This window comes from Aurantimonas sp. Leaf443, from assembly GCF_001425575.1.
Classification (GTDB): domain Bacteria; phylum Pseudomonadota; class Alphaproteobacteria; order Rhizobiales; family Rhizobiaceae; genus Leaf443.
Genome location: NZ_LMRD01000006.1, coordinates 234,096 through 259,079, shown reverse-complemented (window position 1 = coordinate 259,079; position 24,984 = coordinate 234,096). Strand labels below are relative to the sequence as shown.

The window sequence follows — 24,984 nt, the reverse complement described above, 5'->3', positions numbered from 1 at the left end:
TTCCAAGATAGGGCTTGGCGGGCGCGGCGGAAGCGGCGATATCGGGTCGCGATGGCGGCGCGCGGCCCGGCCACGCTTTCGCGCAGGACGACGATGATCCTTTCCCACCGCTCCGGCGACGAGCGCGCCGACCGCCGCGCCGCCTATGCCGAAGACTACGCCAGGGCCCGCGATTTCGCGGCCGCCGCCGATCTCATGCGCCAGGCGCTCGAACTCGCCCCGCGCTGGACGCTCGGACGCCTGCGGCTCGCCAACTTCCTGGAGGAAGCGGGCGATCTGGCGGGCGCGCTGGCCCTCTATGCCGACATTCGCGCCGAGGACGAAGGCGACCCCTACGGCGCCGGGCTGAAGATCGCCGCGCTCGGCGCGGGCGAGGCCCCCGCCGCCCCCTCGCCCGCCTTCGTCGCCGGCCTCTTCGACCAATATGCCGAAGGCTTCGAGGCAGCCCTCGTCGGCCGCCTCGAGTATCGCGCGCCGGATGCGATCGCCGGGATGATCGCGCGCGTCGCGGGCCCGTCCGCACGCTTCGCCCACGCCATGGATCTGGGCTGCGGCACCGGCCTGATGGGCGCGCGCCTGCGCGCCCTCTGCGACCGGCTCGACGGGATCGATCTCTCCGCCGGCATGCTGGAGGTCGCGCGCCGCAAGCGCCTCTACGACACGCTGCGCGAGGGCGACATCGTCGAGGCGCTGCGCGAGGACGGGCCGGCCTTCGATCTCGCGACCGCCGCCGACGTCCTCACCTATCTCGGCGATCTTTCGCCGGTCTTCTCGGCACTTGCGCCGCGCCTGTCGCCGGGCGGGCTCTTCGCCTTCACGGTGGAGGCCGACGACGCGGCCGGCGCCTATGCGATCCAGCCCTCGCTGCGCTACGCCCATGCGCCGGCCCTCCTCGCGGCGCTCGGCCGCGACCTCGGCTTCGCGCTTCTCGCCGAGGAGCGCCTCGTCCTGCGGCGCGACCGGGGCGAGCCCGTGCACGGCGCAGCCATGCTCCTGCGGCGCATCGGCTGACCGGCGGGCGCGATTGCACCGCCGGGCCGGACGGCTATTGTCGTCTCGCAGATGCGAAGAGGCGAGGAAGACCAGAGATGAGCGCCGGGCCAGCAACGGACAGCTTTCCCGAGGCCTGCGCGCGCGCCGCCCCGCCGATGGGCGACGCGGAGACGACGCGGCGCGCCCACCGCTTCGGCAACTGGGCGGCCACCGCCACGCGCCACAGCCCCTGGGAGGACGCGCTCGGCGTGCTCGCCGGCGTCACGCTCACCGCCTTCGGCATCGCCATTCTCGGCCATCTGGGCTTTCTCACCGGCGGCATGGCGGGCCTGGCCTTCGTCGTCCACTATCTCTCCGGCTGGAACTTCGGCCTCGTCTTCTTCGTGCTGAACCTGCCCTTCTACGGCCTGGCGATCGGGCGCATGGGGCGGGCCTTCACGATCAAGACCGCCTTCGCCGTCGCCCTCCTGTCGCTGATGACGGCCTTTGCCGGCGATTTCGTCGCCTTCGCCCGCATTCAGCCGCTCGTCGGCGCCTGCCTCGGCGGGCTGATGCTCGGATTCGGGCTTCTCGCGCTCTTCCGCCACCGCTCCTCGGCGGGCGGCGTCGGCATCCTGGCGGTCTACCTGCAGGACCGCTTCGGCTGGCGCGCCGGTCTCACGCAGATGAGCGTCGACCTCCTGGTGCTCGTCACCGCCTTCGCCGCCGTGCCGCCGGGCGCCGTCCTCTATTCGGTGATCGGCGCGCTCGTCCTCAACCTCTTCCTCGCGATCAACCACCGCACCGACCGCTATCTCGCGGTGTGAGCCCTTGGAGAGGGCGGGGTCGGGCCTTACCTCTCCTGCCGTGAACCTCCTCCCCGACCTTTCGGCCGAAACGGCCGCGCCGAGCCCGCTGCCCGCCCCGTTCGACGCGTGGTTCGCGAAGAAGGGCTGGGCTCCGCGCCCCCATCAGGTCGATCTCCTGGAGCGCGCCGAGGCCGGCGCCTCCGTCCTCCTCATCGCGCCGACGGGCGCCGGCAAGACGCTGGCGGGCTTCCTGCCCTCGCTCGTCGATCTCTCGCGGCGCGGCCGTCGCAAGCCCGGCACGCGCCCGCCCGGCATCCACACGCTCTACATCTCACCGCTGAAGGCGCTGGCGACCGACATCCAGCGCAATCTCGCCGTCCCCGTGGAGGAGATGGGCCTGAAGATCTCGATGGAGGCGCGCACCGGCGACACGTCGCAGAGCCGGCGCCAGCGCCAGAAGCTGCGCCCGCCGGACATCCTGCTGACGACGCCCGAGCAGCTCGCCCTCCTCATCTCCAATCCGGATGCCGAGATCTTCTTCTCGGACCTTCGCACGGTCATCTTCGACGAGCTGCACGCGCTCGTCGTCTCCAAGCGCGGCCAGCTCCTTTCGCTCGGCCTCGCCCGGCTGCGCCAGCTGCGCCCGACCTTGCGCACGATCGGCCTCTCGGCGACCGTCTCCGACCCCGACGAGCTGCGCCGCTGGCTGGTGCCGCAAGGGCCCGGCGCGGCCGACGATCCGGCAGCCATGGCCGATCTCATCACCGTGGAAGGCGGCGCGGCGCCCGAGATCACCATCCTGAAGAGCCGCGAGCGCGTGCCCTGGCAGGGCCATACGTCGCGCTACGCGATGCCGGAGGTCTACGAGGCGATCAAGGCGCATCGCACGACGCTTCTCTTCGTCAACACGCGCAGCCAGGCCGAGGGCCTCTTCCAGGAACTGTGGCGCATCAACGAGGAGACGCTGCCCATCGCGCTCCATCACGGCTCGCTCGACACCGCCCAGCGCCGGCGCGTCGAGGCCGCCATGAGCGAGAACCGCCTGCGCGCGGTCGTCGCCACGTCGACGCTCGATCTCGGCATCGACTGGGGCGATGTCGATCTCGTCGTGCATGTGGGCGCGCCCAAGGGCGCCTCGCGCCTCGCCCAGCGCATCGGCCGCTCCAACCACCGTATGGACGAGCCCTCCAAGGCCATCCTCGTGCCGGCCAACCGATTCGAGGTGATGGAGTGCCAGGCCGCGCTCGACGCGAACTATCTGGGCGCGCAGGATTCCCCGCCCATCCGCGAGGGCTGCCTCGACGTCCTCGCCCAGCACATTCTCGGCATGGCCTGCGCCGCGCCCTTCCGCGCCGACGATCTCTTCACGGAAGTGACGAGCGCCGCCCCTTACGCGCGCCTGCCGCGCGAGACCTTCGACAAGGCGGTGGAGTTCGTGGCGACCGGCGGCTACGCGCTGCGCGTCTACGAGCGCTACGCCAAGATCCGCCTCACCGAGGACGGCACCTGGCGCATCACCCATCCGAGCGTCGCGCAGGGCTACCGGATGAACGCCGGCACGATCATCGAGTCCGAATCGCTGAACGTGCGCCTGGTGCGGGCGAAGACGCGCTCGGCCATGGCGCGCGGCGGCGCGGTCCTCGGCAAGATCGAGGAGAACTTCCTGGAGACGCTCAGCGTCGGCGATACGTTCCTCTTCTCCGGCCAGGTCCTCGCCTTCCAGGGCATCCACGAGATGGAATGCCTCGTCACCAAGTCGAACGCGGAGGAAGCCAAGGTCCCCTATTACGGCGGCACCAAGTTTCCGCTGACGACCTTCCTCGCCGCCAAGGTGCGCGAGATGCTGGCCGACCCCGCCAAATGGGGGGCGCTGCCGAGCCAGGTCGGCGAATGGCTGGAGATCCAGAAGCGCAAATCCGCGATCCCCGGCCCGGACGAGCTCCTGATCGAGACCTTTCCGAACGGCAACCGCTTCTTTCTCGTCGCCTATCCGTTCGAGGGCCGCCTCGCCCACCAGACGCTCGGCATGCTTCTCACCCGGCGCCTGGAGCGCGCCCGCGCCAAGCCGCTCGGCTTCGTGGCGACCGACTACGCCCTCTCGATCTGGGGCCGCGGCGATCTCGGCGCGATGATCTCGGGCGGGCGCCTCTCCCTCGCGGACCTCTTCGACGAGGACATGCTGGGCGACGACCTCGAAGCCTGGATGGCCGATTCCTGGCTCCTGAAACGCACCTTCCGCCAATGCGCGATCATCGCCGGCCTCGTGATGAAGAACCAGCCCGGCCGCGAGAAGACCGGCCGGCAGATGACCGTCTCCTCCGACCTCGTCTACGACGTCTTGCGCGTCCACGAGCCGGACCACCTCCTCCTGCAGGCGACCTGGGACGATGCGGCCACCGGCCTCCTCGACGTGCGCCGCGTCTCCGACCTCCTCGCCCGCGTCAAGCATCACATCCTGCACAAGGATCTGGAGGAGATCTCGCCGCTCGCCGTTCCCATCATGCTGGAAGCCGGCCGCGAGCGCATCGAGGGCGAGGCCCGCGACGAACTCCTGGCCGAGGCCGCCGAGGAGGAGCTGATCATCAAGGCGATCGGCGAGATGACGGATTTTCGGTCGAATTATGTGTGAGGGTGGGGTGAGCGGAAGGGAACGCGGGAAAGGCTGCCATGGGTGGAAAGCTGTCCGTCCGCTTTTGAGCTGGAAGCTAACAGAAGCTGCCTTTCGAAAAACATCACGCGTCGCATGCGCCGCATCTGATCCTCTGCGAGAGGTGTCCTAGCGGACACGCTCAGCCTCGACTTTGAACTCATGGCCGAGGCGGAGGGCGAGAGACGCGGTGTCCTAATCCGATGTCGAGGCCAGGATGTTCACCACAGTGTTCACCACGTCGTTGACTTCGATGTACAAACAGCGACATAAGAACGGACCTAACTGGCCTGCCATACGGAGCGGCGGGGCCCGAGTAGCGGAAACGCGAAAGGCGTCGCGAAGTCAAAAGTAAGAGTCGATAAACCCGAAAGATCAACTCAGTTTGTGATCCGGTTTGTTCGCCTTAGTGAGTAGGAAACAACCGTTAGGTATTCTCCGGAAAGCGGCCTCGGCGCAAGCCGAGGCCGCTACTAAGTCCAGAAGCTGTTAGTGAAAAGGTCGAGCTTGTCGTTGCGCTCGATCAGCTCTTCGCGCCCATGACAGTCCCAAAACGTAGCACTGAAGCCGCCGACCGGTCTCTCACCCGAAACGTTGAAATGCCTCTGCCGGTCGAACGTACGGCCAAATCGCCAATCAGCGTTCATGATGCACTTCACCGTGTGAGGCGGCGATTTGGTATCAGGATGAGCATGGTGCTCATGGCCGTGCTGAAAATACAGGTCCCTCTCATCGAAGTGGAACCTCTCACGTTCACGACGCCCCTTTTCATACCGCTTGGGTGACTGTCGTTCTAAAAGCTTAGAAAGCTTCTCCTGCACGATTCTCTGAAAGTTTCGATCGCGCTCACTGCGACAAACATGGTCGCAAAGTTCATCCCAAGCATCAAAATGAAAATTCTTTACTGGGAGGAGTAGGATTTTCTGATATTTGTAATCATCGAAACGGCTGGAGATCACCGAGAACGCCCTCAGTCCTGAAGCAAGCGTACTCTGAAACGCATTAGCGCTCCGGTCTTTCGGTCCTTTGAGCCCAAAATCGCCGCGAACGCAGATTGCTGCCTCGCAGTACGACGACTCCAGGTCTTGGAAACCATCCCCATCTAGCAGAATGACGAAACCCTGCTTGCCTTCAAGGAATGTCGTCACTCGGCTTGCGAAGCGTTGCAGATCGCCGTCTTGAAAAAGGAACGGCATAACGGAGATCCGAGCCCGAACATCTGCTAGATAGCCATCACGTGTCGCGCTGACCGGAACGACCCGCTCCTTGTGCTCTTCAAGGAACGCGATCTTATCCGGCGATCGACTTACGGCAAAAACCGCCAGATGCATTCTATCGCGACAATTTCAGAATGATATGGAACGGGATAGAAACCTGCTTGGCGTCCTCTTCATCGAGATCGCTCAGGACCTCCATAAGGGTATCTAGCTTGGTTTTTTCGCCAGCCTTACCTCTAGCAGATTCCCTAAGCAGCCTTGTGAAGCTGGGGCCTCTTGTCGGCCCTGAACCATCGGTCGGAAACTGGTAAGCCTTGCCTTTGGGAATCAGCCCGACCTTTGCGATGTGAACTGGATGGCGGACCGCCACGACGTCATCAGCAAGCGCTTCCTGAGTGAACTGGAAGAGCCCCCGACCGCCGAGAGCTTCATCGTAGTCACCGACAACACGTTCAATGAGGGGAGGAAGGGCAGCGAGAAGCACCGGTTGCTGAGACTCGGCCCAGGTGCGATGAACGATATCGCTTATGCATTTCGCTACATCGTCGGCTGATGGCTGCGCCTTCGGCATTGTGATTCCTTCTATCGCCTCTTTGCCGATTATAGCTGACGCCGTAGATCGGTCCATCGACTCCCGACGTAGGTGATGTCTGCTATCGGCCTCGTCTAATCCGGGCAGTGGGGTCTGGAAGGGGTCGTTTGCTGCCAGTGCCAACCTCCTCCCGCCGCCAGCCGTCGCCTCCCCTCAATGCCCCGGCTGCATCTCCAGCGCGTCGGCGCGGTTCTGGATCGTGAGCTTGTCGACGATCGTCTGAGAGGCCTGATTGAGGCCGATCACCTCGACCTCGGCGCCCGCCTTGCGGAACTTCAGCACCGCCTTGTCGAGCGCGCCGACACCGGTGAGGTCCCAGATATGGGCCGAGGTGACGTCGATCACGACCTTCGCCAGTGTCTCCCTGAAGTCGAAGGCGGAGAGGAAGCGGTCGGCGGAGGCGAAGAAGACCTGGCCTTCGACGGTGTAGGTCCGCGTTTCGCCGTCGAGCCTCGAGGTGATGCGGAAGATCTGGGCGATCTTCGAGGCGAAGAACAGGCCGGAAAGGAGGACGCCGGCGAAGACGCCGAGCGCCAGATTGTGCGTCCAGACCACGATGACGACGGTCGCCAGCATCACGATCGACGAGCGGCGGGGATGGGTGACGAGGCTCTTCAGGGAGCCCCAGTCGAACGTTCCGATCGCGACCATGATCATGATCGCGACGAGCGCCGGCATCGGGATGATGGCGACGAGATCGCCCAGCCCGACGATGAGGATCAGGAGGAACACGCCGGCCGCGAAGCAGGAGAGGCGCCCCCGGCCGCCCGAGCGGATGTTGATGCCGGACTGGCCGATCATCGCGCAGCCCGCCATGCCGCCGAAAAAGCCGGTGACGAAATTGGCGACGCCCTGGCCGACGCATTCGCGGTTCTTGTCCGAGCCCGTATCCGTCAGATCGTCGACGACCTGCGCGGTCATCAGCGATTCCAGGAGACCCACGAGCGCGATCGCCACCGAATAGGGCGCGATGATCGCCAGCGTCTCGAGGTTGAACGGCACGTCCGGCAGGAGGAACATCGGCAGCGTGGAGGGCAGCTGGCCCATGTCGCCGACCGTGCGCACGTCGATGCCGAAGAAGACCGCGACGAGCGTGACGAGGACGATGGCGACGAGCGGCGAGGGAACGGCCTTCGTCAGGTACGGGAAGAGGTAGATGACCGCGAGCGCGGCGGCGACGAGGACATAGGTCATCGACGGCACGTTGGTGAGTTCGGGCAGCTGGGCGAGGAAGATGAGGATCGCGAGCGCGTTGACGAAGCCGGTCATCACCGAGCGCGAGACGAAGCGCATGAGGTCGCCGAGACGCGCGACGCCCGCCACCATCTGCACGAGGCCGGCCAGAACCGTGGCCGCGAAGAGATATTGCAGCCCATGGTCGCGCACGAGCGTGACCATGAGCACGGCGGTGGCCGCGGTGGCGGCCGAGATCATGCCGGGGCGCCCGCCGAAGATGGCGGTGAGGACGGCGATGGAGAAGGAGGCGTAGAGCCCGACCTGCGGGTCGACGCCCGCGATGATCGAGAAGGCGATCGCCTCGGGAATGAGCGCGAGCGCCACCACGAGGCCGGAGAGAAGGTCTCCCCGGATATTGCCGAACCAGTCGGCTTTCAGGTTTTCGGTCAAGGTCATGAAGCAACGGAACATCGGGACGACGGTCCCGCGATGCGTGCGGCACGCGCGGGGTCGGAAATTTCCGGAACGGGTCGTCGAGATTGGCCGAGGGATAGGCGCCCGGCATAGCCACCCGCGCGGGCGGGTCCTTGTGCGCTGCAACCATCGCCGATCGCCCGCCGCTTTGCAAGGTGGCCGCGCCCTTGTCGGCCGCCGCTTCATCCTGTCGCCTTGCCTTCGCCGGAAAGACGGCGTCGAAAGGAACGAAAGGCGAATCATGCAAGTTCGGGGCGAATGACGGGGATGAACGCTCTTTCGCGGCGCAGGCGGCAGTCGGAAGGCGAGACGGTGGACGTACAGGTGAACGGCGAGGCCGTGACCTGCGATCCCACCGGCGTCATCGTCTGCCCGGAGCACGATCTCCTCGTCGTCTCGGACCTGCATCTGGAGAAGGGCGCCGCCTTCGCGCGCCGCGGCATGATGCTGCCGCCCTACGACACGGCCGCGACGCTCGCCCTGCTCGGCGCCGCGCTCGCCCGCCACGCCCCCCGACGCGTCGTGGCGCTCGGCGACAGTTTCCACGACCGGGCGGGCGCGGGGCTCATGCCCGCCCCCTATCGCGAGGCGCTCGCCGGCCTGATGGCGGGCCGCGACTGGATCTGGATCGCCGGCAACCACGATCCCGAGCCGCCGGCCGGGCTCGGCGGGGAGACGATGACGGAGGTCGCCTTCGGCGGGCTGACCCTGCGCCACGAGCCCTCCCCGCACCCAAGGGCCGGCGAGATCGCCGGCCATCTCCACCCGGTGGCGCGCGTCTCCGGCAACGGCCGCTCGGTGCGCGGCGCGTGTTTCGCCAGCGACGGCACGCGCATGGTCATGCCCTCCTTCGGGGTGACGACCGGCGGGCTGAACGTCCTCGACCGCGCCTTCGACGGGCTCTTCGACCTCAGGGCGGCGCGCGCCCACGTCATCGGCCTGACGCGCATCTACACGATCGCCTTCCGTTCGCTCAGCCGCGGCTGAGCGCCCGTCAGGCCGCGGGCGAGAGGAAGAGGACGGCGAAGCTCGCGGCGAGGCAGAGCATCACCACCACGGTCAGCGCGATGCGCAGCGTGGCGAACCACGGCGGCAGGGCGCCGCTGCGCGTGGCGCGAACGTCCCAGAGGCCCTGCAGCGCGAAGCCGAGCGCAAGGCCCGCGAGATTGTAGGGAACCGGCACCAGGAGCATCGCCCAGCCGAGAAGCGAGGGCAGGACCGAGCCGACGAGCGCGCGCCGCGTGTGCAGCCCGTCCGGCCGCTCGATCGCCGCGCCCCAGCGGATGCCGCCGAGGAAGGACAGGATCGCCGCGCCATAGCCCGACAGCGCCAGGATCAGGAAATCGTAGGCGATGAAGGCGCGCCCGGCATAGAGAAGCGCGGCCGTCATCAGGACGAAGGGGACGAGGCCCGCGAGCCCGAGGATCCAGGCGGTGCGCTCCGGTGGCCCCGGCGGCACGTCGCCGTCGGCGGCAGAGGGCGGAGCGGAGCGGGGCGCGGGGTCGATCGTCTCGGTCATGCGAGACGAGATAGGCCGGCGGCCGCGGCGGCCAAGCCGGCGGAACGTCAGTCCCGCTTGAACATCAGCCGGCCGATCCAGCCGGTGAAGACGGCGAGCGCCACGGCGAAGAGGCCGTAGAGCGTGCCGTAGCGCGTGGCGAAATCGGAGACGAAGCTCTCGAAGCCCGTCTTCACCACGGTGAGGCGCTCGGAGCTTTCGGCGATGAACTCGCCGCTGCGGAAGAGATAGGCGCGCGCCGTGTGCGAGCCGACCGGCAGGTCGGCCGGCAGTTGCAGCTCGGCGCGGAAGAGCGTGCGGCTGATGAACTCCACCGTCCCGAAGGTCTGGTTGTAGAGCCCCTGCGACGTGCGGATGCGGCGCAGGGCGGTGGCGTATTCGTCGCGATTGGGCGCCACGCTCGCCGCGCCCGCGGCGCCCGTGTTGAGGAGAAGGTCGTCGATGCCGATGGAGAGCTGGAGCCGCAGATCGGGCCGCGACAGGTCGCGCAGAGGCCGCGTGGCGGCGAGCGCGTAGGAGGACGGCGCGGCGTTGAAGCGCTCGGAGCTGCGGTTCATCCACAGGCCGAGAACGCGCTCCTTCTCGCGCACCACGACCGGCCGGCGCGGACCGACGAGGGCGACGACGATGTCGTAGCGCTGCTGCTGGCGCAGCTTCTCGTCGGCATCGTCGAGGACGCCGAAGACGACGAGGCGCGTGCCCGCGAAGTCGGAGGTGATGCCGATGCGGTCCGTGGAGAGGCCGATCTCGAACGTCTCCTCGCCGATCTGCGCGAGAGCCGGCTGAGGGGCGAGCCCGAGAAAGGCGGCGGCGACGGCAAGGCGCGCGAGGGCGGGGCGCGGGCTCATCCGGTCTCGCCGCTCGGCAGGCTGATGGAGAAGGGCTCGCCCGGCGGCAGCACGAGTTCCACGCCGAGTCGGAGGCCGACGGAGAGGACGAGGAGCGCCAGGAGCGCCCGCAGCTGGTCGCCGCGCAGCTTGCGCCCGGCCTCCGCCCCGAACTGGGCGCCGATGACGCCGCCGATCATCAGGAGGAAGGCGAGCACGACGTCGATCGTGGTGTTCGTCGCCGCCTGCAGCACCGTCGTGACGGCGGCGGTGAACATGATCTGGAAGAGCGAGGTGCCCACCACGACGCTCGTCGGCACGCGCAGGAGATAGATCATCGCCGGCACCATGATGAAGCCGCCGCCCACCCCCATGACGGCCGCCAGGATGCCGATGAAGAAGCCGAGCCCGAGGACGGGGATCACCGAGACGTAGAGCTTGGAGCGCTGGAAGCGCATCTTCAGCGGCAGGCCATGCACCCAGTTGTGCTTGCCCGAGCGCCGGAACTCGCCCGAGCCGCCCTTGGCGGAGCGGCGGATCGACTGGATGCTCTCCACCAGCATCAGCCCGCCGACACCGCCGAGAAACACGACATAGAGGAGCGAGACGATGAGATCGAGCTGGCCGGCGCGCCGCAGGAACGTGAAGATCGCGACGCCGACCACCGAGCCGAGCGCGCCGCCGACGAGCAGCATCGTGCCGAGCTTGAGATCGACCGTGCCGCGCTTGTAGTGCGCCAGCGCGCCCGAGAAGGAGGCGGCGATGACCTGGTTTGCGCCTGTCGCCACGGCCACGGCCGGCGGGATGTTGTAGAAGATGAGGAGCGGCGTGATGAGGAAGCCGCCGCCGACACCGAAGAGCCCGGAGAGGAACCCGACCGCCGCCCCCATGCCGATCAGCACGAAGACGTTGACGGAGAGTTCCGCGATCGGGAGGTAGAGGTTCACGTGAGGCTCGCGCTTTCCATGCGGGAAGAGCTGAGAGATCGGCGTCTCCCGTCTTCGCCCGAACCCCCTCGCCTGTCAAATGGCCGCGCTGCACCGCAGCGCGGTCGTCTCGGATCCCGTTCCGGGCGTCCCGCTCAGCCGTCCTTGCGGGCGAGAAGCGCGCGCACGAGGGGCTCGTCCACCTGGCCCGTCACGGTCAGGCCCGCGTCCTTCTGGAAGGCGCGGATCGCCTCGGTCGTGCGCGCCCCGATCACCCCGTCCGGCGTGCCGGCCTGATAGCCGAGCTTGCCGAGGATGGCCTGCACGTTGCGGATGGCGCGCTTCATGTCCACCGTCGCGGTCAGCTGCCCGGCGTCGACGTTCAACGCCCATTCCTTCGGCACGTCCACCGTGTTGGCCGCCTCGTCGCGGGCCTTGGGAGCGTAGGCGGCCACGGCGGCGTCGATCTCGGCCACCTTCTCCGGCGACAGGGTCTTGCGCACCTCGTCGCGCTTGGCGTCGGCATCCTTGTCGCCGCGAAGGGCGACGATGGAGAACCAGCGGTAGGATTCGGCGAAATCCTGCGGCAGGCCGGCGCCGCGGGCGTAGAGGATGCCGAGATTGTACTGGCTGTCCGTCATGCCGTATTCGGCGGCCTGGCGGAACCAGCTGGCGGCCTCCTGCGGATCGGACGCGCCGTCGACGCCGGTGGCATAGAGCACGGCCAGATTGTGCATGGCGCGCACATTGCCGCTGCGGGCGGCGGCCAGATACCAGTCGCGCGCCTTCACCGTATCCTGCGCGACGCCGTTGCCCTTCTCGTAGAGCGTGCCGAGGCTGTACTGCGCCGGCGCGAAGCCGAGCGTCGCCGACTGCTCGAACCAGCCGACCGCCGCCTTGGGATTGGGATCGCCGTAGCGGCCTTCCATGAGGCGCAGGCCCACTTCGAACAGCGCCTTGGGCTCGCCCCGCTCCACCGCCGCGCGAAGCTGCGGCGTGCCGGCATCGGCCGGCAGTTCGGCGAGCGAAGCGGCCCGGGCGGCCGCGCCGACGGCCGGCAGGGGCGCGGCGGCGTCGATCGTCGGGGAGACGAAGGGCGCGGCAAGCGCGGCGGCCGGTTCCTGAGACAGCGGCGCGGGCTGGACCGGCGCCGGCTCGGCAGGCGCGGTCGAGACGTCGGAGCTCGCGGCCGTCGGCATCTGCGGCGTCGAAGCCTCCGTCGCCGGCATCTCGGCCGGCGCGGCCGGCGTCTGCGCCGCGGCATCGACGCTCGCGGGCTCGGCGGGCAGCGCCGGCGTCGCCTCCACCGGGACGTCGGTCGCCTCGATCTGCGCGGGCGCCATCAGCATCTTGCCGAGCGGCACGGCCATCATGGCCAGGAGCACGGCGCCGACCGCCATCAGGATCGGCTTGCGGCTGCGCGAGACGAAGGAGGCGAGGCCGCCGGACGGCTGGGCCATGGCCTCGCCGCGAAGCTTCTCCACCTCGGACGCGGCCGCCATCGCGGCGCGGCGGGCGGCCGTGATGTGGTCGGCGGCGGCGGCGGCCGGAGCGACCGTCTCGCCGGAGCGCTCGCGCTGCTGGGCGCGGGCACGCTCGATGAGCGCGGCGATGTCGGGCGCGCCGGAGCCGATGGCGAGCGGGCGGTTCACCTCGGCCGAGGCGAGGAGGTCGGCGGCGTCGACCGAGGGAGCCTCGACGGTGCCGATGGGCTCGGGCGCGCGGGTCGGCCGTTCGACGAGCGCGACCTCGCCCTGCGGCTCGGCAAGGCCCGTCGGGGAACCGTCGTCGGGTCTGGCGCCCTTGCGGAACGGAAGATGGCGCGCGAGGGCCGAGAGCCCGCGCGGCGCGGCAGCGGACGGCGCGCCCGCCCCGGCCGGCAGGTCCGGAGCGACGACGGCCGGCGATACGGCGGGCGCGGCCTCGCCTCGCGCCCTGGCGGCCTTCGCCGCCTTGCCGCCACGGCCGCGCGACGGCGTCACGATCTCGGCCTCGATCTCGTCGATGCGGCCGACGAGGCGCACCAGCGTCTCGTGGACGATCTCGAAGAAGTCGCTCGAGCGCTTGTCGGCCGCGCGCGACAGCGCCTCCAGCGAGCGCAGGTCCTCGGACAGGCGCGCGATATGCAGGCCCTCGCGCTGGTCGCCGCTCTCCAGGACTTGGCGCACCGCCTCGTCGGCCGCCGCGCGGGCCGCCACGAGGATCTGGTCGCGATTCTCGTCGAGGCGCCGTTCGACGGCGGCGAGGCGCCGGTCGATCTCGGGATCCACCGCGCCCGAGACGCCGCTCTCGCCGATGCGCTGCGACAGCTGCACGATCTGCGCTTCCAGCGTGCGCACCACGTCCTCGTCGACCCGCGAGGCGGCGACGTCTTCCAGGCGTGCCATCAGCACCGTCAGCCGGGCCTCGATGCCGCTCGTGTCGACGGCCGCGGGGCCGCTCGCCAGGGCGTCGAGCTGGGTGCCGAAGGCCTGCAGGCGCTCGGCGAGCTCCTGCGTCAGGCTCTCGGAGGCCATGTCGTCAACGCGGGCCGAGAGCGTCTGCAGGCGGGCCTCGATGCGCTCCACCGGGCTCATGTCGACGATCGCCGCCGGCCTTGCGGCGGAGGAGACGATGGCGCGGGAAATCTCGTCCAGCCGCTCCTCGAGCGCCAGGAAATGCTCCACGTCCGGCTCTTCGGCGTGGCGCACCAGCGCCTCGACATTGACCGCGAGCGAGCGCACGCGCTGCTCGAGGCTCGCGATGGGCAGGCTGTCGGGCAGGCGTGCGAGCGAGGATTCGAGCTCGGCGATGCGCGCGGCCATCGCCTCCATCTTCGTCTCGATCTCGCGGCCGGCGAAGCGCTCCTCGAGCGCGCCCCAGCGCGCCTCGACGGCCTTGAGGGAACTGTCGGTGGCGAGCGTCTCCAGCTTGCCGCCGAGCTTCTCGATCTCGCCCTTGAGAAGGTCGCTCAGCGCCCCGCCGCCGTCCGGCGCGGTGCCGCCGGCCGCGAGGCGATCCTCCAGATCGTCCCAGCGCCGCTCGACCGCCTTGACCTGCTCGCCGCTAGCCAGCCCGCCGAGCGAGGCGCGCAGCATCTCCAGCTCCTGCCGGAGATCGCGCTTGGCGAGGATCTCCTCCTCCGCCTGTCCGGCGAAGCGCTCCTCGAGCGCGTCCCAGCGCCGGTTCACGGTCTGCACGCTGTCCTCGCGCGCCGTGCCGGCGACGAGTTCGCCCATGGTGCGCAATTCGCGGCGCAGCGAGCCGATCGTCACCTCGTCGGCGCCCTCGCCCTCCATGGCCTGCAGGCCGCTGTCGAGCTGGGTGATCTCGGCGGCGATGGCCGCCGCGCTCGCCTTGCCCTCGATCATCGCGGCCAGCGCGTCGAAGGCCGCGCGCATGTCGGCGAACTGGGTGTCGAGGCGGGTGGCGACGTCCGCCTTCATCTCCTGGCGGATGAGCTGGAGTTCCTGGAAGACGCCCGAGAGAGCGGCATTGCCGTCGCCCTGCGCGGTCAGGCCCTGCAGCCGCTCGGCGAGGTCGGCGATGTCGTTGGGCATGCGCGGGCGCGGCGTCAGGGGCGCGCCGCCGTCGAGCATCTTCTGGCGCATGACGATCTGCGACACGGCGTCGGAGAGCGCGGCGCGGGCGGGATCGGCGGCCTCCGCCGGCTCGGGCGACGGGGTTGCGGCCGGGGGCGCGGCGCGGCGCGAGGCGAGACTTGCCAGCCGGGCCTCCAGCTGTTCCAGCGTACGGCTCAGCGTTGCGAGGGAGGACGTGTCCTGCGAGGCCGGCGTGACGTGATCGGGAGCGCCCGTCGACCCTTCGCCCATCTCGGCTCTCCGTATCGTCTGTCCCACGCGGTCCTCCAATCGGCCAGGCGGCGCAGCGGGCAGCCCGCATTGCCAGAGCCGCGTCTGCGCGATCGAACGGACCGGAACAGGGCGGATTTACGCGTTGGTAGCCACCGAAGCTCAACCGAGGCTGGAGCGATAATTCGTCCCCTTGTCTTGTAAGTGCCGTATTCGGCGTTCTATTCGAACAAATCCGAATGGCCGCGGCACCTCCCCCTCAGCCGGACGATTCGGCCTATCGCATACAGGACGTAGAATGGCTCATTCCACAGCGGCAGAGCAGCCGGAAGAAGACGCGCGGCTCGATATCGACTTCCTTCTCGGCAAGAAGGAAGAGGAGAAGGACGAGCGCGAAGTCTTCAAGATCGGCGATCTCTCGCGCGAGTTCGGAGTGACCTTGCGCACGCTGCGGTTCTACGAGGATCGCGGCCTTCTCTCGCCGCAGAGACGCGGCACGACGCGCCTCTATTCACGCCGGGACCGCGCGAGACTACGCCTGATCCTGCTCGGCAAGAGCCTCGGCTTCTCCCTCACCGAGGCCAAGCAGATCATAGAGATCTATGCCCAGCCGGACGGACGCCGAAAGCAATACGAAGTCGCGCTCGAGCGTTTCGTCGAGCAGCAGAAGGTTCTGCAAGACCAGAAGGCCGAGATCGAAGCGGCCATCCGCGACATGACGATCTCGATTGACTTCGTGCGCGAACAGCTCAAGAAGATCGCGGACTAGGTCTGCGCCGGGTCGCGGTCGCGCCGCGGCCTTCGCGACAGAGACCGCCGGACGCTCGCCCCTTCTGCGGCGCGCGCAGCCCGGCCTCCCCGGACACCGGGGACCCGGCGTCGCCACGGCGGCGCCGACGGAGCGGGCAAGCCCGCTCCAGGGACCTGCCGGGCGCCCTGCCCGCTTCTCCCCGGCCGAAGGCGAATGCACAGGACGGGAGCGCTCGGCGCGACCGGTCGTCCCGCCAGCCCGGCCTCCGGCGGCGTGACACCGCGCGCACGCTTGGCCCCCGAAGCCCGCCTCCTCCACTCTACCGATCCGCATGTTCGCCGCCACCCGTCGGGCGATCGACCGACGATGGCCGTTTGACGTTTACGTCAAAGTCAGCGATGATCGAAGCTCGGATATGATGGAGGATCAGATGCCGACCTATACCGCGCCGGTCGCCGACACGCTCTTCGTCCTCAACGACGTCCTGTCGATGCAGCGCCATGCCAATCTGCCCGGCTTCTCCGACGCGACGCCCGACATCGTCGAGGCGGTCCTGTCGGAATCGGCGCGCGTCGCGCAGGATATCCTCCTCCCCCTGAACGCCGTGGGCGACGCGCAGGGCTGCACCCGCCATGCCGACGGTTCGGTCACGACGCCGGCAGGCTTCAAGGCCGCCTACGAGGCCTGGCGCGAAGGCGGCTGGGGCGCGCTCTCGGCCGATCCCGACTTCGGCGGCCAGGGTCTTCCCCATACGCTGGCGACCGCCGTCTCGGAATTCATGTCCTCGGCCAACATGGCCTTCGCCATGTATCCCGGCCTCACCGCCGGCGCGATCGCGGCGATCTCGGCCCATGGCGACCCGGCGCAGAAAAAGGCCTACCTGCCCGCGATGATCGAGGGCACCTGGACCGGCACGATGAACCTCACCGAGCCCCATTGCGGCACGGATCTCGGCCTTCTGCGCACCCGCGCCGTGCCGCAGGACGACGGACGCTTCTCGATCAGCGGGCAGAAGATCTTCATCTCCGCCGGCGAGCACGACCTGTCCGACAACGTCATCCATCTGGTCCTCGCCCGCATCGAGGGGGCGCCGGCCGGCGTCAAGGGCATCTCGCTCTTCGTGGTGCCGAAATTCCTTCTCGACGAGTCCGGCCGTCCGGGCGCGCGCAACGCGGTCTCCTGCGGCGCGCTGGAGGAGAAGATGGGCATCCACGGCAACGCCACCTGCGTGATGAACTACGACGGGGCGACGGGCTTCCTCCTCGGCGAGGCGCACAAGGGTCTGAGGGCCATGTTCACGATGATGAACGAGGCCCGCCTCGGCGTCGGCGTGCAGGGTCTGGCGGTTTCCGAGATCGCCTACCAGAACGCCGTCGCCTATGCCCGCGAGCGCCGGCAGGGCCGCGCGGCCAATGACGGCGGCGCGGGCGCCGATCCGATCATCGTCCATCCCGACGTGCGCCGCATGCTCATGACCATCCGCGCCGTCAACGAGGCCGGCCGCGCGCTGATCCTCGACACGGCGCTGAAGGGCGATCTCTCGCACCGCTCGCCGGACGCCGCCGAGCGGCAGGCGGCCGACGACCGGATGGGCCTGCTGACACCTGTCATCAAGGGCGTCCTCACCGACCGGGGCTTCGACAATTGCGTCCTCGCCCAGCAGGTCTTCGGCGGGCACGGCTATATCCGCGAATGGGGCATGGAGCAGTTCGTGCGCGACGCGCGCATCGCGCAGATCTACGAGGGCGCCAACGGCATCCAGGCGCTCGACCTCGTCGGTCGCAAGCTCGCGATGAACGGCGGCCGCGCGCTCCAGGCCTTCATCGGCGAGGTCGGCCGCTTCTGCGAGGAGAACCGCGCGGACGAGGCGATGGCGCCGCTCACCAAGGCGCTGAAGAAGGGGCTCGACGATCTGGGACGGGCGACCGCCTGGCTGATGCAGAACGGCATGTCCCGCCCGCAGGATGCGGGCGCGGCCGCCACCGACTACATGCATCTTCTCGGCCTCGTCGCCCTCGGCCATATGTCGGCGCGCATGGCCAAGGTCGCCGGCGACAAGCTCGCCGAGGGCGGCGAGCACGATGCGGCCTTCCTCGAAGCCAAGCGCGTGACCGCGCGCTTCTTCATGGACCGACTGATGCCCGAGACCGCGGCCCATCTCGCCCGCCTCTCGACGGGCGCCTCGTCCATGATGGCCTTGGACGCGGCGGCCTTCTAGGACATTCCAGGACGGGACGGGCGCGCCTCGCCATCGGGCGGGCGGCCGTTCCCGCGATCTGGGCCATCTCCGGCGACTGCGAACGCGCCGGACACGCCCTAGGTCTCACACCAATCCACGAGCCGGACGCGACCCCGTGGCGGGATCGCGTCCGGCTTCGAAGACCGACAGGACGGGGAGGTCCGAGCATGACGGAAGCCTACATCTACGACCATGTCCGCACGCCCCGGGGCCGCGGCAAGAAGGACGGCGCGCTGCACGAGGTGCCGGCCGTGCGCCTGGGCGCCCGCGTGCTGGAAGCGCTGCGCGAGCGCAACGGCATCGACACGGCGAAGGTCGACGACATCATCTTCGGCTGCGTCGATCCCGTCGGCGAGGCGGGCTCGGTGATCCCGAAGTCGGCGGCCTTCGAGGCCGGCTACGCCTTCTCGGCGCCGGGCCTGCAGATCTCGCGCTTCTGCGCCTCCGGGCTCGACGCGGTCAATCTCGGCGCTGCCAAGATCGCGCAAGGGGCGGACGACCTCGTCATCGCGGGCGGCGTCGAATCCATGTCGCGCGTCGGCATGGGCATGTCGGGCGGCGCCTGGTACATGGACCCCTCGGTCGCCATTCCCGCCTATTTCATGCCGCAGGGCGTCTCGGCCGACCTCATCGCGACGAAATACGGGTTCGGGCGCGACGACGTCGACGCCTATGCCGTCGAGAGCCAGAAGCGCGCCGCGCGCGCCTGGAGCGAGGGGCGCTTCGCCAGATCCGTCGTGCCGGTGAAGGACCAGAACGGCCTCACCATCCTCGACCGCGACGAGCATATGCGGCCCTCGACCGACATGCAGTCGCTGGGCTCGCTGAATCCGGCCTTCACCATGCCCGGCGAGATGGGCGGCTACGACGCGGTGGGCATCCAGGCCCATCCCGAGATCGAGGCGGTGAACCACGTCCACCATGCCGGCAACTCGTCGGGCATCGTCGACGGGGCGGCCGCCGTCCTGCTCGGCTCCAGGGCCGCGGGCGAGGCCTTCGGCATGAAGCCGCGCGCGCGCGTCACCCATTTCGCCAATATCGGCTCCGACCCGGCCCTGATGCTGACCGGCCCGGTGGACGTGACGCGGAAGCTCCTGTCCCGCGCGGGCATGCAGCTGTCCGACATCGATCTCTTCGAGCTGAACGAGGCCTTCGCCGCGGTCGTGCTGCGCTATCTGCAGGCCTTCGAGATCGATCCCGAGCGCATGAACGTCAACGGCGGCGCCATCGCCATGGGCCACCCGCTGGGCGCCACGGGCGCGATCATCCTGGGCACCGTGCTCGACGAGCTGGAGCGCCAGGACAAGACGACGGCCCTCGTCACGCTGTGCATCGGCGCCGGCATGGGCACGGCGACGATCATCGAGAGGGTGTGAGGTGACGCCGGGCCCCTCAGGCGTAGAGCGCCTCGTGGGTCGCCTGCGGCATCGCCACGCCGGCGGTGACCGTTGGCAGGCGCTCGAATTCCGGCTTGGCGAAGTAGTAGCCCTGCATCAGGTCGATGCCGGCGGCCTTCAGGACGAAGGCCTCGGCCGCCGTCTCGATGCCTTCGGCGAGCACGGTGATGCCGAGCTGGCGCGCGACCGTGGCGGTCGCGGCCACGATGATCTGGCGCGGACGGCTCGTGTCGATGCCGCGCACCAGCTTCATGTCGAGCTTGATGAGGTCGGGCTGGAAATCGGCGAGAAGGCCGAGACCGGCGAAGCCCGCGCCGAAATCGTCGATGGCGGTGATGAAGCCCTGCCGGCGGTATTCGGTGAGGATGGTGGTGAGATGATTCGTGTCCACGATCTCCTCGTCCTCGGTGAACTCGAACATCATGTCCTGCAGCGGGAAGGCATGGCGCCTCGCGGCGGCGAGCGTCGCGCGCAGGCAGGCGGCGGGCTCGTAGACCGCGTTCGGCATGAAGTTAATGGACAGGCGCATCTTCTCGCCGGCGGGGAAGAGGCGCGAGGCGAGTTCGATCGCCTTCACGCGGCAGGCCTGGTCGAAGCGGTAGCGCTGGTCGGGCTTGACCTGCGAGAGCATGGCATAGGCCCCCTCGCCGTTCAGGCCGCGGATCAGCGCCTCGTAGCCCCAGACCCGCTCGCTGCCGATATCGACGATCGGCTGGAACGCCATGGAGAATTCGAAGTCGAGAGGCTGCGAGGTCTGGCAACCCTGGCACGAAGTGGACATGGCGGAAGTTCCGTTGAAGACGATCGCTTGCAAGTCTATGACGCAGCCTCTTCTTCAACTCTTAACGGCATGGGCTTTACGGCCGCGGATTCCATCGCGACCGAGACGATTTTCAATGGCCGGCCACAGGGCCGCGCCTCTTCATTCGGGAGGATGAGACGTTGAGCGAGAAGAGCTTCACCCTTGAGACCGATGCCGACGGCATCGCGCTCGTCACCTGGGACATGGAAGACCGGTCGATGAACGTCTTCACCGAGGCGGTCATGGCCGAGCTGGCGGCGCTTATCGAGACGATCGCCGCAGACGCCGCGATCAAGGGCGCGGTCATCACGTCCGGCAAGAAGGGCTCCTTCACCGGCGGGGCCGACCTGAAGATGCTGCGCGGCATGTTCGACGCCTTCGAGGCGAAGAAGGCGAGCGACCCGCAGGCCGCCGTCGCCGAGCTCTTCGAGCGCGCCGGCCATATGTCGGCGATCTACCGGCGGCTCGAGACCTGCGGCAAGCCCTTCGTCTGCGCCATCAACGGTACCTGCATGGGCGGCGGCTTCGAACTCGCGCTCGCCTGCCACGGGCGCGTGGCGGCCGAGGAGGCCAAGATGGGCCTGCCCGAAGTGAAGGTCGGCATCTTCCCCGGCGCCGGCGGCACGCAGCGCGTGCCGCGCCTCGCCGACACGCAGAGCGCGCTGCAGATGCTGCTGAAGGGCGAGACGCTCTCGGCCGCCAAGGCCAAGGGCATGAAGCTGGTCGACGCCGTGGTGCCGCAGGCGGACCTGATCGGCGCCGCCAAGGCGATGATCGCCGGCGGCCTCTCCGCCGTGAAACCGTGGGACGCCAAGGGCTACAAGCTGCCGTCCGGCCCGGTCTACTCGCCCGCCGGCGCGCAGGTCTGGCCGGCGGTCGCCTCGCTCTACCGCAAGGAGACGAACGACAACTATCCCGGCGCCCGCGCCATCGTGAAATGCGTCTACGAGGGCCTGCTCCTGCCGATGGACGCGGCGCTGAAGGTCGAGCAGCGTTACTTCACCGAAGTGCTGCAGACGACCGAGGCGGCGATGATGATCCGCTCGCTCTTCGTCTCGCTGCAGGCGCTGAACAAGGGCGCCCGTCGCCCGGCCTCCGTGCCGGCGCTGACGCTGAAGACGGTCGGCATCGTCGGGGCCGGCTTCATGGGCGCCGGCATCGCCTATGTCGCCGCGCTCGGCGGGCTGAACGTCGTCCTCATCGACCGAGACCAGGCGGCCGCCGACAAGGGGCGCGCCCATTCGCAGTCGCTTCTCGAAGGCGCCGTCGCCAAGGGGCGCTCCACGAAGGAGGCGGCCGAGGCGGTCCTGGCCCGTATCGTGGCGACGCCGGACTACGAGGCGCTGCGCGACGCCGATCTCGTGGTGGAGGCCGTGTTCGAGGACAAGGGCGTGAAGGCGGAGGTGACCCGAAAGGTCGCGGCCGTCCTTCGCGAGGACGCGATCTATGCCTCCAACACCTCGACCATCCCGATCACCAGCCTGGCCGAGGCCTTCCCCGACCAGGAGCGCTTCATCGGCATCCACTTCTTCTCGCCCGTCGACCGGATGATGCTGACCGAGATCATCCTCGGCGAGAAGACCGGCGACCGCGCGCTCGCCGTCGCGCTCGACTTCGTGCGCGCCATCCGCAAGACGCCGATCGTCGTCAACGACACGCGCGGCTTCTTCGCCAACCGCTGCGTCCTTCGCTACATGTCGGAGGCCTTCGACATGCTGGTCGAGGGCGTGCCGCCGGCGATGATCGAGAACGCGGCGAAGTTCGCGGGCATGCCCGTCGGCCCGCTCGCCCTCACCGACGAGACGGCGGTGGATCTGGCGCTGAAGATCATGAAGGCGACGATCGCCGATCTCGGCCCCGAGGCGGTGGACGCCAAGCAGCTGAAGCTGATCCAGACCATGAACGAGGCCGGGCGCTTCGGCCGCAAGGCCGGCAAGGGCTTCTACGACTATCCGCAGAAGCCGGCCAAGAAGCATCTCTGGCCGGGCCTGAAGGAGATGTATCCGCAGAAGCGGCCGGACGAGGTGGATTTCGAGGAGCTCAAGCAGCGTTTCCTCGTGACCATGGCGCACGAGGCGGCCCGCACGATGGAGGAAGGCGTCGTGACCGATCCGCGCGAGGCCGATCTCGGTTCCATCCTCGGTTTCGGCTTCGCCCCCTATACCGGCGGCACGATCTCCTACATCGACGGCATGGGCACGAAAGCCTTCGTCGCGCTGTGCGAGAGGCTCGCCGCCCGCCACGGCGAGCGATTCGCGCCGACGCCGCTGCTGAAGGAGATGGCCGCGAAAGGCGAGACGTTCTACGGCCGCTTCGGACAGGCCGCCGCCGAGGCCGCGTAACGAAAATATGTCCGGGCGGGCATCAGCCCGTCCGGACGCCGGAAATACACCGGTCGGCGCGGTTTGCACTTGCCGCCAGGGCGCCCAAACTTTCGTCAGGCTTGTGAAACGCTCGGGAAAGTAGCGACCGCATTGCAGCAGGTCTCTTTACCCCGGCAACTTCGATCGGCCATAATCGGTCTCTCTAGCTGAGATCATGGACGGGTTCGCGACGGCTGCGGCCGCATTGCGATCCCCATGCGCATGGTCCGAATCGACTTGCGACGGTCGGGAGACGGGAAGCGATGGCGATGACACAGGGGCCGGATGGAACGCCGGCCTTCGAGGAACTGCGGGACCGGTTGCGGGCTCGGCGGCGCGATTTCGAATCGGCTGCCGCGGCCAAGCGCCCGGTCGTGCCCGACGACGCCTTCGTGCTGAAGCCTTTCGTGCCGGCGCCCCGGACACCGAAGGTCCAGCGCAGCCGTCTCTCCACCGGCCTCGTCCTGACCGCGCTCGCCGTGGCGGCGACCGCCGGCTGGATCGGTTATTATGCACTGCAAAACGTGCGCAAAAGCACGCCCGCCGAGGTTGCGACCCTTTCCGAGCCGGCGACGGCACCGTCCGAAGCCGTTCGCCCGCCGGCGGAGTCGATGGGCGAGGCGGCGCGCGACGGCCGGTTGCGCCCGTCCGAGACCGTGCTTGCGGACGAGGCGGCCCTTGCGGCCCAAGAGGCCGACGAGGCGCAGCGGGCCGAAACCGAGCGCCTCGCCCGCGAGGGCACGCTCGACGGCGGCATGGCGACCGGCACGATCCCCCTCGTGCGCGACGTGACGCCCCGCTTCGGCGCCTCGACGACGACGACCGGCCCCGCGACGCCGGCGCCGGCACCCGCCCCTGCCGCCGAAACCGTCCTGCAAGAGGACCTGCCGGACGAGACCACCGCCGTTCCTGACGAGACGGCTCTGCCGGGCGAGACCGCCGCCGTGCCGGAGGAGACCCCTGCCCTGCCGATGCCGGACGACGTCTCGCCGGGCGCAGGCGATCCCGTCGGCGAGAGCGCCGCCCTTCCCGCGGACGCGCCGGGCCTGCCCGATGCCGATCCCGCCGTGCCGGAGAATGCGACGGACGAAACGAGCGCGGCGCTCGATCCCGGTCCCGCGGTCGAGGCGCCCGTCGAGGGCGCGGATCCCGCGAGCGCGCCGGGCAGCATCGTCAGCGCCGTGAACATGCGCGCCAGCCCGGAGAACGGGGCGCCCGTCGTCTCGGTGCTGCGCGATGGCGCGACGGTGGAGGTGATCGCCTGCGACCTCTGGTGCGAGGTCGTCGCCGACGGCAAGCGCGGCTTCGTCTTCAAGAGCTTCATCGCCGGCCGCGGCTAGAGCATCCTAGAGCAGGCGCGGGTCCAGCGCGGCGAGGCTCCCGATGGCCATGAGGAGGTCGCGCTGGCGACTGAAGCCGGTCTTGCGCAGGATGCCCTTCACATGCGTGCGCACCGTGTTCGACGTGGTCGCGGTGGCCGCGGCGATCTCGGCGATGCTCGACCCGGCGCTCAGTCGCGAGGCGATGGACGCTTCGGTCGGCGTCAGGTCGTAGAGCCATCGCAGGCAGTCGGCGCTGGCGGTGACATTCGTTCGAGGCTGGGCGACGACGAGGAGCGTTCCGTCCGCGCCGAGGACGTCAGAGGCCTGCCGGCAGGCGGGAATGACATGCAGGACGCCGACGGCGCCCTCCTCTCCGGCGATCGGGATGGAGCGCACGACCGGACGGCTGGAATGATCGACCGCCAGCGCGTCCCGCAGGACCTGATCGGCGCGCCGATCGCGAAGGGCGAGGCTCCCGAAGGCGCCGCAGACGAAGACGCTGCCGACGAGCGCGTCGAACAGCCCGTTCGTGGCGACGACACCATGGCGTCGGCGCAGGATCGCCGCCGGGATGCCGACCATCGCCAGCGCCGTCGTCGCGCTGGAAGCCTGGCGCAGGCGCAAACGGCTGGCGAGCGCGACCGAACGCCCGAGATGGGGACGGAGCGCGTCGAGCCATCGGATCTCCTCGCGCCTGTAGGGGCCTGCCGCCTGCCCCCGGTCGACGGAGAAGACGGCGAGATCGTCGCGCGCCCCGGAGATGACCGTCGCGGCGGTGTAGAAGATGCCGTTCGGACGCAGGAAATCGGTCACGATCGGCAGCCGGTCGTAGCAGCCCTGCGCCACGTCGCTGTCCTGAACGAAGCCGGGATGAGCCCGTTGCAGCAAGCCTTCCAGCCGCGGATTGCGGTCGGCCCAGCCGCCGGCGATGTAGGCGTCCATGATGGATCGCGTGCCGGCGGGCGCCTCCCAGGACAGATGCCCTTCCGACAGGGAGAAGATCGACCCGCCGCCTGCGTTCATCCGGCGCGCCATGCGGTCGATCACGTCCGGCCAGACCTCGGGCACCAGTCCCGCTGTATAGATCAGTTCGATGAGGTCGTTGTCTTTTGTGTCCATGACCAGCCCCGGCACGCGTTGCTGGCTCTGTAACAGAAGAG

Annotated in this window: 18 protein-coding genes and 1 other annotated feature; of the genes, 9 read left to right on the top strand and 9 right to left on the bottom strand. The window is 68.9% G+C overall.

The window, feature by feature from the left end; genetic code table 11:
* The first annotated feature begins 93 nt into the window (after window positions 1-93).
* From ASG48_RS05860 to ASG48_RS05850, 3 genes are all read left to right on the top strand, one after another.
* Window positions 94-1,011 (top strand): methyltransferase, encoded by a 918-nt coding sequence (locus ASG48_RS05860; RefSeq protein WP_156381468.1) that lies wholly within the window; start codon window positions 94-96, stop codon window positions 1,009-1,011.
* Window positions 1,012-1,148: 137 nt separating this feature from the next.
* Window positions 1,149-1,799: a YitT family protein gene (locus tag ASG48_RS05855; protein ID WP_055847907.1), complete on the top strand. Its 651-nt coding sequence runs from the start codon at window positions 1,149-1,151 to the stop codon at window positions 1,797-1,799.
* A 40-nt stretch (window positions 1,800-1,839) separates the two neighbouring features.
* Window positions 1,840-4,410: a ligase-associated DNA damage response DEXH box helicase gene (locus ASG48_RS05850; RefSeq protein ID WP_055846627.1), complete on the top strand. Its 2,571-nt coding sequence runs from the start codon at window positions 1,840-1,842 to the stop codon at window positions 4,408-4,410.
* 491 nt (window positions 4,411-4,901) lie between these two features.
* On the opposite strand, the gene ASG48_RS18205 is transcribed toward ASG48_RS05850, so the two are convergent.
* From ASG48_RS18205 to ASG48_RS05840, 3 genes are all read right to left on the bottom strand, one after another.
* Window positions 4,902-5,759 carry a hypothetical protein gene (locus ASG48_RS18205; RefSeq protein ID WP_156381467.1) on the bottom strand — a complete coding sequence of 286 codons (858 nt, stop codon included), beginning with the start codon at window positions 5,757-5,759 and terminating at the stop codon, window positions 4,902-4,904.
* A 1-nt stretch (window position 5,760) separates the two neighbouring features.
* Window positions 5,761-6,216, bottom strand: coding sequence for a hypothetical protein (locus tag ASG48_RS18200; RefSeq protein WP_156381466.1), 456 nt, complete (start codon window positions 6,214-6,216; stop codon window positions 5,761-5,763).
* Window positions 6,217-6,390: 174 nt separating this feature from the next.
* A complete protein-coding gene (locus tag ASG48_RS05840) occupies window positions 6,391-7,869 on the bottom strand; it encodes a SulP family inorganic anion transporter (RefSeq protein WP_055847904.1) in 1,479 nt (492 codons plus the stop codon).
* Between the two features lie 81 nt (window positions 7,870-7,950).
* Window positions 7,951-8,003, bottom strand: a sequence feature (sul1 is cis-regulatory element that is thought to sense ions involved in sulfur or methionine metabolism; They are found in Alphaproteobacteria).
* A 151-nt stretch (window positions 8,004-8,154) separates the two neighbouring features.
* Between ASG48_RS05840 and pdeM the strand changes: the two genes are divergently transcribed.
* Window positions 8,155-8,874 carry a ligase-associated DNA damage response endonuclease PdeM gene (gene pdeM / locus ASG48_RS05835; protein WP_055847901.1) on the top strand — a complete coding sequence of 240 codons (720 nt, stop codon included), beginning with the start codon at window positions 8,155-8,157 and terminating at the stop codon, window positions 8,872-8,874.
* A 7-nt stretch (window positions 8,875-8,881) separates the two neighbouring features.
* On the opposite strand, the gene ASG48_RS05830 is transcribed toward pdeM, so the two are convergent.
* The 4 genes from ASG48_RS05830 to ASG48_RS05815 form a co-directional block, all read right to left on the bottom strand.
* Window positions 8,882-9,406, bottom strand: coding sequence for a DUF3429 domain-containing protein (locus ASG48_RS05830; RefSeq protein ID WP_055846614.1), 525 nt, complete (start codon window positions 9,404-9,406; stop codon window positions 8,882-8,884).
* A 47-nt stretch (window positions 9,407-9,453) separates the two neighbouring features.
* Window positions 9,454-10,254, bottom strand: coding sequence for a TIGR02186 family protein (locus ASG48_RS05825; RefSeq protein ID WP_055846612.1), 801 nt, complete (start codon window positions 10,252-10,254; stop codon window positions 9,454-9,456).
* The gene (locus ASG48_RS05820) at window positions 10,251-11,180 is read right to left on the bottom strand and encodes a sulfite exporter TauE/SafE family protein (RefSeq protein ID WP_055846609.1); all 930 of its coding nucleotides are present in this window, start codon (window positions 11,178-11,180) and stop codon (window positions 10,251-10,253) included. Before ASG48_RS05820 ends, ASG48_RS05825 begins: the two co-directional genes overlap by 4 nt.
* Before the next feature lie 134 nt (window positions 11,181-11,314).
* The gene (locus ASG48_RS05815) at window positions 11,315-14,971 is read right to left on the bottom strand and encodes a peptidoglycan-binding protein (protein ID WP_055846605.1); all 3,657 of its coding nucleotides are present in this window, start codon (window positions 14,969-14,971) and stop codon (window positions 11,315-11,317) included.
* Window positions 14,972-15,248: 277 nt separating this feature from the next.
* On the opposite strand from ASG48_RS05815, the gene ASG48_RS05810 reads away from it, so the two are divergent.
* The 3 genes from ASG48_RS05810 (at window position 15,249) to ASG48_RS05800 (ending at window position 19,316) form a co-directional block, all read left to right on the top strand.
* Window positions 15,249-15,719: a MerR family DNA-binding transcriptional regulator gene (locus ASG48_RS05810; protein ID WP_082529271.1), complete on the top strand. Its 471-nt coding sequence runs from the start codon at window positions 15,249-15,251 to the stop codon at window positions 15,717-15,719.
* A 412-nt stretch (window positions 15,720-16,131) separates the two neighbouring features.
* The gene (locus ASG48_RS05805; protein ID WP_055847894.1) at window positions 16,132-17,919 is read left to right on the top strand and encodes an acyl-CoA dehydrogenase C-terminal domain-containing protein; all 1,788 of its coding nucleotides are present in this window, start codon (window positions 16,132-16,134) and stop codon (window positions 17,917-17,919) included.
* Between the two features lie 188 nt (window positions 17,920-18,107).
* Entirely contained in the window at window positions 18,108-19,316 is a 1,209-nt protein-coding gene (locus tag ASG48_RS05800) for an acetyl-CoA C-acetyltransferase (RefSeq protein WP_055846602.1), read from the top strand.
* Window positions 19,317-19,332: 16 nt separating this feature from the next.
* On the opposite strand, the gene ASG48_RS05795 is transcribed toward ASG48_RS05800, so the two are convergent.
* Entirely contained in the window at window positions 19,333-20,118 is a 786-nt protein-coding gene (locus ASG48_RS05795; protein WP_055846599.1) for an EAL domain-containing protein, read from the bottom strand.
* 161 nt (window positions 20,119-20,279) lie between these two features.
* On the opposite strand from ASG48_RS05795, the gene ASG48_RS05790 reads away from it, so the two are divergent.
* Both ASG48_RS05790 and ASG48_RS05785 read left to right on the top strand, forming a co-directional pair.
* Window positions 20,280-22,481: an FAD-dependent oxidoreductase gene (locus ASG48_RS05790; RefSeq protein WP_055846597.1), complete on the top strand. Its 2,202-nt coding sequence runs from the start codon at window positions 20,280-20,282 to the stop codon at window positions 22,479-22,481.
* A 284-nt stretch (window positions 22,482-22,765) separates the two neighbouring features.
* Window positions 22,766-23,842, top strand: a complete 1,077-nt coding sequence (locus ASG48_RS05785) for an SH3 domain-containing protein (RefSeq protein ID WP_055846594.1) — start codon at window positions 22,766-22,768, stop codon at window positions 23,840-23,842.
* Window positions 23,843-23,848: 6 nt separating this feature from the next.
* Here the strand turns inward: ASG48_RS05785 and ASG48_RS05780 are convergent, their stop codons facing one another.
* The gene (locus ASG48_RS05780; RefSeq protein WP_055846592.1) at window positions 23,849-24,943 is read right to left on the bottom strand and encodes a LuxR C-terminal-related transcriptional regulator; all 1,095 of its coding nucleotides are present in this window, start codon (window positions 24,941-24,943) and stop codon (window positions 23,849-23,851) included.
* Window positions 24,944-24,984 lie beyond the last annotated feature (41 nt).